We start from the raw sequence: 8,459 nt of genomic DNA, 5'->3' as shown, positions 1-8,459 counted from the left end.
ATCATAAATTTTCCTTCCGTTCAATGGATTCCGTAACAAACTTCTTGTAAGAACCCCTTCCTGTTAAGTGGTCTTTTCTTTTTTCATTTTATTCTACGACAATCGTTCCGCCTTCCGGTCGGATCTTCAAAACGTGGCACGAACCTTCGCCAAACACCTTTTCCATTTTTTCCTTATAGGCTTGGACATCGTCGGTGTTCACAAACGCCTGGATCGTTCCCGCGAAGCCGCCGCCATGCACGCGGCTCACGCCCTTGCCTTCCAGCGCCTCCTCGCTGATCGCCAGCGCAAGCGACACCGCCTGGTTGGCCGGATCGCTGGCCGCGAACACGTTTTGCAAGTATTTAAAGCTCGAATTGCCCGAAGCGAGAATGCCTCGCTCGAAGCCTTCCTTGTCCTCTTTCTCCAGCGCCTGGACGATTTCACGAACCCGCTCGTTTTCGTGGAAGAAGTGTAGCGCGCGCAACACAGCCCGGTCGCCTGCCTGCTCGCGCACCGCCGGAATCTGCTCGTAAAACGCGTCCACGTCCACATCCCGTAGCACGTCTTTGCCAAAGAAATTGGCCACCGCTTTCATTTCGGCTGGCACCGCTGCGTATTCGTGCGTCAAATCCGCGTGGCTTCCTTTCGTGTCCACGATGCACAAGTTCAAGCCAAAATCGTCGAAATTCAAATCCACCGCCTGGACGACGGGCGCTTTCGGATCCATAAAGTCGATCGTAATCAAGCCGCCGACCGCGCACGCGCACTGATCCATCAAGCCGCATGGCTTGCCAAAATACTTGTTTTCCGCGTACTGGGCGATTTTCGCGATTTCAACCATCGGTACCTTTCCCTCGTTGTACAAGTACGAAAGAATCGTTCCTACCAATACCTCGAACGAAGCGGAGGACGAAAGACCCGCGCCGACAATGACTTCGCTTGTCATGTACGCTTCAAATCCGCCAACGTTCCAGTTCGCGTTTTTAAACCCTTGCACGACGCCCCTAATCAAAGAAGCCGAGCTTTCCTCCACCGTTTCCAGTTCCGTTTGATTCACGTCGACCGGCGCGATATCAAAATCATCCGAAACGACTTTGATCACGTTCTGTTCCGTCTTCGCCACGATGCCGATCGTATCCAAATTGATCGAAGCGGCCAGCACCCGTCCGTGCTGGTGGTCCGTATGGTTGCCTGCCACCTCGCTGCGGCCGGCCGCCGAAAAAATCTGAACCGGCTGATCGCCATACAGCCGCTCAAACGTTTTCAAGGCGTTCACATAGCGGTTTCGCTCGGCATCCAGCCGGCTTGCGTCGCCATACAGCGTCATGAGCCGGTCGTCGTACTGGTTGTTCTCAAATGCGTCGATTAAGTTTTTTACTGTTTTCATCGTTTTCTCACTGTGAATGACGTCCACTCGTCATACTTCTCTCCTTTTCTTAAAATGGTCAGGGATTGTGGATCCTGGTTGATATCGTTGGGACGATATTGGGTTTCAATGCAAATCGCGCTCTGCGCTTTCATCGGCACGCCATGCTTGCCAGGGCGGCCGTCCAAATAATTCGCGGTATAAATTTGCGCTTGCGGATAGCTTGTGTTGACGACAAGCTCCAGTCCGCTTTTCGAACTCGCCAGCACCACGGGATCGGTTTTCGTCCGGAACACATACGGATGGTCGATCCCTTTTCCTAGGCGAATGGCCTCGTCATCGGAATCGAGCGCCTGCTTGATGGGCTTCTCCTGACGAAAATCCATCGCGTCGCTCATCGCGAACGTGTCGGCGACAACGAGTCCATCCGCGTCCACCGGAATAAACCGGTCGGCCTCGATTTTCAATGTGTGCTCCTTGATCGAAGGCGATCCATCCAAATTGAAATAGCTGTGATTGCTCAAATTCACGATCGTATCCGCGTCGCTTTGCGCCTCGTAACGAATCGAAAGCGTGTCACCTTCCAAGGTGTACGTGATGGCCACTTCGAGCGTGGCCGGATAGCCCTGGTCGCCATCGGGTGATACGAGGGTGAACCGCACGCACTGGTCGTTGACGATTTCCCAGTCAAAGATTCGATGCGAAAATCCGCTCGTGCCGCCATGCAGCGAATTGGGACCATTGTTCACGGGAAGGGTGTACTCGCTTCCGTTCAGCGTGAATCGTCCGCGTTCGATCCGGTTGGCTACCCGGCCCAGACACGCGCCCAAATAGCCGTCTTGCGTCTGGTATTCCTCCATTGTTTCATAGCCAAGCACGAGATCCTCCAACATGCCGTGGCGGTCGATCACAAGCCATGAAAGCAGCGTCGCCCCGTAGTTGGTCACGTAAATTTGATTCGTGTCGTTTTTCAACAGGAAAAAAACGATTCCGTCTTTCCTTGTATCCTGATATTCCATAGCGTTCTCTCTTTCCTTATGAATATAGTACCATTAATTTTCCTGCACGAACTCGATAAATTGCAGCATGCCCGCCTGTCCGTCCGCATCCATTTTAAAGACGCCCGCGTTTTCAAGCACTTGCACGAATTTATGCCCCACTTCCTGACGAAGCGCCTCATGCACGTCGTCTTTCCATGGTTTGGTGAGCAGCTCGCGCACCCATGGCTTGTGGTGTTCGATTCCTCGCGCGTTTTCCAGCGTCGTTTCCTTGCGTAGTACGCGTTCGATTTCCGCAAGCTCGTCTTTGAGGCGCCCGGGCAAAATCGCCAATCCCATCACTTCGATCAATCCAATGTTTTCCTTTTTGATATGGTGGTGTTCCGGGTGCGGATGGAAAATGCCATCCGGGTATTGGGCGCTTGTGCGGTTGTTGCGCAGCACCAAATCGACTTCATAGCGGCCGTTTCGAAAACGGACGATGGGCGTGATGGCGTTGTGCCGCTCCGAACCGGTATATGGAACGATGTCGCGCGACAAGTCTTCGTATCGCTTCCACGCTTCCAGCACGTGGACCGAAGCGTTCACGAGCTTGTCCGGATCCGTGTCATGCAGGCGGATCGTCGACAGCGGCCAGACGAGCAGCTCGCCCTGGCAGCCGTCAATCGTGACGTTCGCGAAGCTTTTGGCGTCCTCGATCGGGAAATGCGCCCGGCCACCCTGGTAGTGGTCGTGGGAAAGAATCGAGCCGCCCACGATTGGAATGTCGGTGTTGCTTCCGGCCATGTAATGCGGAAACCGGCGCACGAACGCGAAAAGGTTTTCAAACGTTTCCCGGTCGATTTTCATAGGCACGTGTTGCTCGTTGAACACGATACAATGCTCGTTGTAGTACACGTAGGGCGAATACTGCAAATCGTAGCGGCCGTTTTTCAAATCGAGCGGAATGACGCGGTGATTTTGCCGGGCCGGATGACTGGCGTTGCCAGCGAACCCGACATTTTCCTTGCACAACAAGCATTTGGGATAGTTGGTCGACGCCACTTGCTTCGCTTTCGCGATTTCTTTCGGGTCTTTTTCCGGTTTCGATAAATTGATGGTGATGCGCATCGGCGCGTAGCGGCTTGGCGTCGTGAACTCGATGTTTTTTTGGATCCGGTCCATGCGGATGTAATTCGTGTTCACCGACAGCGCGTAATACCAGTCGGTCGCCTTTTGCGCGTCTTCCTGCTCGTACGCTTCGAATGTGCGAACGACTTCGTGCGGACGCGGCGTCAAAATGTCCATGATGCGCGTGTCGAACAAATCCTTCTCTGTCGTCGTGTTTTCTATTTTTCCTTGTTCGATGGCTTTCGCCAGCATCGTTTCCAAAACGGGAACGAGCGCGACGCACTCCCCGTTTCCTTTCTCGTATTCAAATTCGGTCAAGCCGAACAAGTCGAGAAGCCGGTTGGCGACATAGGCAATGTCGTCTTCGTGAATCAATTCGTTTTGCAGCCCATACTGGATGAGCTGGTTTATGGCCGTATTCATGCAAGCGCCTCCTTTTTTCTCTTTCATTATAGCCCCAGGGAAAAATAACGCAATATATTTTAGTAAATTATTTGATATTTTTTACTAAAAAGATTGACTTCGTTTTTCTTCCGCCGTACGATAGGGATGAAAGAGAGGAACAAACTATGGCGATTTTAGTCGTTGGCGGAGCCGGCTACATTGGCTCCCATACTGTGTACGCCCTTGTCGAACGTGGCGAGGACGTCGTGATCGTGGACAACCTGCAAACTGGATTTCCACAGCTCATTCATCCAAACGCCCGTTTTTACGAAGGCGACTTGCGGGACAAGGCGTTTTTGGAAAGCGTCTTCGAAAAGGAGCCGATCGAGGGTGTGATTCATTTCGCGGCCAACTCGCTTGTTGGCGTCAGCATGAAAGAGCCGCTCGAATATTTTGACAACAACGTGTACGGCACGCTCGTGCTGCTGGAAACGATGAAAAAATTCAACGTCAAGCATATCGTGTTTTCTTCGACGGCGGCGACGTATGGCGAACCGAAGCGGATCCCGATCGAGGAATCGGACGCGACCGAACCGACCAATCCATATGGCGAAACCAAACTGACGATGGAAAAGATGATGAAATGGTGCGATCAGGCATATGGGATGAAGTATGTGGCGCTGCGCTACTTTAACGCGTGCGGGGCGCATCCGAATGGAAAGATCGGCGAGCTGCACGATCCGGAAACGCATCTCATTCCGTTGATTTTGCAAGTGCCGCTCAACAAGCGGCCACACATTTGCGTGTTTGGAAACGACTACCCGACCAAGGACGGAACGTGCATTCGCGACTACATTCACGTGTGCGATTTGGCGGACGCGCACATCCGGGCGCTCGAATATTTGAAGGCGCATAACCAAAGCGAAACGATCAATTTAGGCAATGGCGAAGGATACTCGGTGCTGGAAATCATTGAGGCAGCAAAAAAAGCGACCGGACAGCCGATTGAGGTCAAAATAGAGCCTAGACGGCCGGGCGATCCGGCTAAACTGGTCGCCAATACCCAAAAAGTAAGAGACGTGCTTGGCTGGACGCCGCGTTACACGGACGTGGAGGAAATCATTCGAACGGCCTGGAATTTCTATACCCGCCAAGTTTGATGCGTCTTTTGGTTTCGAATGTTTTCCTCTATAATAAAGACATGGCTACTTTAAAAGATGTGGCGGCCCTCGCCCACGTTTCCGCCTCGACGATTTCGCGGTTTCTCAACCAGGATCCCACTTTGTCGATTCCCGAGGAAACGAAGCGGTGCATTTTGGAGGCCGTCCGAAAAACCGGATACGAAAAACGACAAAAAAAAGAAAAGCAGACGCTGAAAATCGGCTTGCTGCACTGGTACACGCTCGACCAGGAAATGAGCGACCCGTATTATTTGCAAGTGCGCGGCGGCGTGGAAAGCTATCTGGCTTCCAACAAGGTGGAAATCGTCCGCATTTTTAAAAACGACTTGCATCGTTGGGCACGGCTTGAAGGAATCGACGGGCTGATTTGTCTTGGAAAATTTTCGAAACGGGAAATGGAAACGTTGACTAGCACGTATATCCATGTCGTCTTTCTCGATATGGAAACGGCGCCGATTCAATACAACACGATTTCCCTCGATTTCAAAACCGCGATGAAAGATGTCGTCGCGTATTTGCATGGCTTGGGGCATGAGCGCATCGGCTTTTTGGGAGGATACGAGATTTTGGAAGACCAGAGCGTGTATCCCGACCCGCGGGTCGGCTCGTTTTTAAGCGAGGCGAAGTCCCGGAACATCACGTACAATCCGTATTTCCTGATCGACCGCTACACGATGGAGTCGGGATACGCCATGATGCGGCAGCTTTTGGAGCAGGAAAACACGCCGAGCGCGGTCGTGGCTTGCTCGGATCCGATCGCGATTGGCGCGATGCGGGCTATCAAGGAAAAAGGATACCGGATACCGGAAGATATCTCGATTGTCAGCTTTGACGATATCGAGGATGCGAAGTATTGCGATCCACCGCTGACGACGGTGCACGCGCCTGCTTTGGAGCTTGGAAAATATGGCGCGATGCTGCTGTTGAACCTCATCGAGAAACGGGTCGACTTGCCGTTTCAAATGCTGCTTCCATGCACTTTGGTCGTTCGGGAATCGGCCGCGTAAATCAACAGGATCCCGGCTTCGGGATCTTGTTTTCTTCAAGAAAATAGAAAGGATTGAAACGATGCCTATCGTATTTCATGAAACGTCCAACACGTTTCACCTCCAAAACAAAACATTGAGCTATGTGCTGAAAGTGCTGCCGCATGGCGGTATCGGCCTTTTATATTGCGGCAAGGCGATTCGCGACCGCGCGCAGTTCGACCATTTGTTTGAAACGGCGTACCGCGGGATGGCGGTTTGCGTGTTCGAGGGTGACAAAACGTATTGTCTGGACCATATCAAGCAGGAATTTCCGGTTCCGCTTGCGGGGGACATGCGGGTCGCGTCGATTGATTTGAAGCAAAACAACGGCAGCCGGGTCGTCGATTTTCGCTATGCGGGGCATGAGATTTTTCCCGGCAAGCCAAAACTGGACGGCTTGCCGGCCACGTATGTCGAAGACGACGCCGAGGCGACGACGCTTTGGATCCACTTGCACGACGAGCGGCTAGGCGTCACGGCGACGTTGCAGTATACCTTGTATGCTGACCGTCCGGTGCTGACTCGAAGCGTGCGCATTCGCAACGAGGGCGACGAAGTCGTTTTGGACGGGTTGTCTTCGCTCAATTTGGATTTGCCGGACGCCGACTACGATTTGATCGAACTGACGGGCGCCTGGGCGCGGGAGCGTTCCATCCATGTGGAGCGTTTGCGGCCCGGCTTGCAGTCGATTTACTCCTTGCGCGGACACTCTTCAAGCGGATTCAATCCGTTTCTTGGGTTAAAGCGGCCGGAAACGACTGAAGCGCAAGGCGAGGCGTGGGGTTTCTCGCTCGTGTATTCGGGGAACTTTCTCGCCCAGGTCGACGTGGACGCCTACCATACGGCGCGGGTCAATATCGGGATGCATCCATTCACGTTTTCGTGGCCGCTGCGAAAAAACGAGAGCTTTCAAAGCCCGGAGGCGGTCATGGTGTATTCCGACCAGGGAACCAATGGCATGAGCCAGGCGTTTCATTCGCTGTTTCGCGACCGGCTGGCGCGTGGCGTGTGGCGCGACAAGCCAAGACCGATTTTGTTGAACAACTGGGAAGGCACATACTTTGATTTTCGCGAACGGGATCTTGTCGAGATGGCGCGCGAAGCCAAAGATTTGGGTGTGGAGCTGTTCGTGCTCGACGATGGCTGGTTTGAAGGAAGAAACACCGACTGGACGTCTTTGGGCGACTGGCGGCCCGACAGGAACAAGCTGCCGAACGGTATCGCGGGCTTGTCGAACACAATCCACGATTTGGGTTTGAAGTTTGGTTTGTGGTTCGAACCGGAAATGGTGAACAAGCGCTCCAGACTGTACGAGGCGCATCCGGACTGGGTACTGCAAACGCCCAATCGCCACGTATCGCATGGACGCAACCAGTTCGTGCTTGACTTTTCCAACCCGGACGTCGTCGATTTCGTATTTGAAATGATGAAGGACATTCTCGATCACGCGAACATCGACTATATCAAGTGGGATATGAACCGGTCCATGTCGGAGGTGTATTCGACCGCCCATGGCGCTTTGGAGCAAGGCACGATTTACCATCGGTATATTTTGGGCGTTTACGCGTTGTATGAAAGGCTGATCGAGCGCTATCCGAACATCTTGTTCGAGTCGTGCGCCTCGGGTGGCGCCCGCTTTGATCCGGGCATGCTGTATTACGCCCCGCAGGCATGGACGAGCGACGACACGGACGCCATCGAACGGCTGAAGATCCAGTACGGCACGAGCATGCTGTATCCAATCAGCTCGATGGGCTCGCACGTGTCGGCGATTCCGAACCACCAGCTCAACCGCAGCACGCCGTTGTCGACGCGGGCCAACGTCGCGTACTTTGGTACGTTTGGCTACGAGCTCGATCCAAGAAAAATGGACGAGGCGGAAAAAGCGCAAATCCGAAAACAAATCGGGTTTATGAAACAGTACCGATCCCTTATTCAGTTTGGCACGTTTTACCGGCTGTTGTCGCCGTTTGACGGCAACGAGACGGCGTGGATGGTCGTGTCCAACGATCAAAAGACGGCAATCGTCGGCTATTACCGGACGTTGCAGGAAGTCAACGAGCGTTACCGGCGCGTCCGACTGCAAGGACTTGACCCGAACACGCTGTATCAAATCGAGGGCTACGACTACGACGCGTATGGCGACGAGCTCATGTACGCGGGTTTGATTACGACGGACGCCTCTGCGGGCGAGCATAACTTGAAAGCGGGCGAAGGTGACTACTTGTCGCGGTTGTATATTTTACATCAAAAATAATAAAAAAACCGGAGCAAACTCTTCAGCTCCGGTTTTTCGCGTGATCGTTCTATCGGGTTTGTTTTGGGGACAACGCTTCGAGTTCTGCCACGGAGCACTCGAACACGTTGGCAATCGTGGCTTTGTCGATGCCGGCTGCCAGCAGCTTTTTCA

General features: G+C 53.2%; 6 protein-coding genes. 3 read left to right on the top strand and 3 right to left on the bottom strand.

The genetic code is table 11. The annotated features are described in order from the left end of the window. Positions 1–88 precede the first annotated feature (88 nt). From E5336_RS12110 to E5336_RS12100, 3 genes are read right to left on the bottom strand one after another with little or no spacing between them, the layout of a single operon-like run. Positions 89–1,369, bottom strand: coding sequence for a galactokinase (locus E5336_RS12110; RefSeq protein ID WP_135981365.1), 1,281 nt, complete (start codon positions 1,367–1,369; stop codon positions 89–91). Continuing rightward, the gene (locus E5336_RS12105) at positions 1,366–2,367 is read right to left on the bottom strand and encodes an aldose epimerase family protein (RefSeq protein ID WP_135981364.1); all 1,002 of its coding nucleotides are present in this window, start codon (positions 2,365–2,367) and stop codon (positions 1,366–1,368) included. Before E5336_RS12105 ends, E5336_RS12110 begins: the two co-directional genes overlap by 4 nt. A 33-nt stretch (positions 2,368–2,400) precedes the next feature. Further along, complete coding sequence (locus E5336_RS12100; RefSeq protein WP_135981363.1) at positions 2,401–3,879, bottom strand: UDP-glucose--hexose-1-phosphate uridylyltransferase; 1,479 nt, start codon at positions 3,877–3,879, stop codon at positions 2,401–2,403. A 146-nt stretch (positions 3,880–4,025) separates the two neighbouring features. Here E5336_RS12100 and galE point away from each other — a divergent pair, with 146 nt between their 5' ends. The 3 genes from galE (at position 4,026) to E5336_RS12085 (ending at position 8,306) form a co-directional block, all read left to right on the top strand. Next, complete coding sequence (gene galE / locus E5336_RS12095) at positions 4,026–5,000, top strand: UDP-glucose 4-epimerase GalE (protein ID WP_135981362.1); 975 nt, start codon at positions 4,026–4,028, stop codon at positions 4,998–5,000. Between the two features lie 41 nt (positions 5,001–5,041). Beyond that, on the top strand, positions 5,042–6,028 hold the full coding sequence (locus E5336_RS12090) for a LacI family DNA-binding transcriptional regulator (protein WP_168353670.1): 987 nt from the start codon (positions 5,042–5,044) through the stop codon (positions 6,026–6,028). A gap of 61 nt (positions 6,029–6,089) precedes the next feature. Next, a complete protein-coding gene (locus E5336_RS12085) occupies positions 6,090–8,306 on the top strand; it encodes an alpha-galactosidase (RefSeq protein WP_135981360.1) in 2,217 nt (738 codons plus the stop codon). Positions 8,307–8,459 lie beyond the last annotated feature (153 nt).

Origin of the sequence: Dubosiella muris (genome assembly GCF_004793885.1) — a bacterium.
GTDB lineage: Bacteria > Bacillota_I > Bacilli_A > Erysipelotrichales > Erysipelotrichaceae > Dubosiella > Dubosiella muris.
The sequence above is the reverse complement of the archived record's forward strand: the minus strand, read 5'-3'. Positions and strand labels throughout refer to the sequence as shown.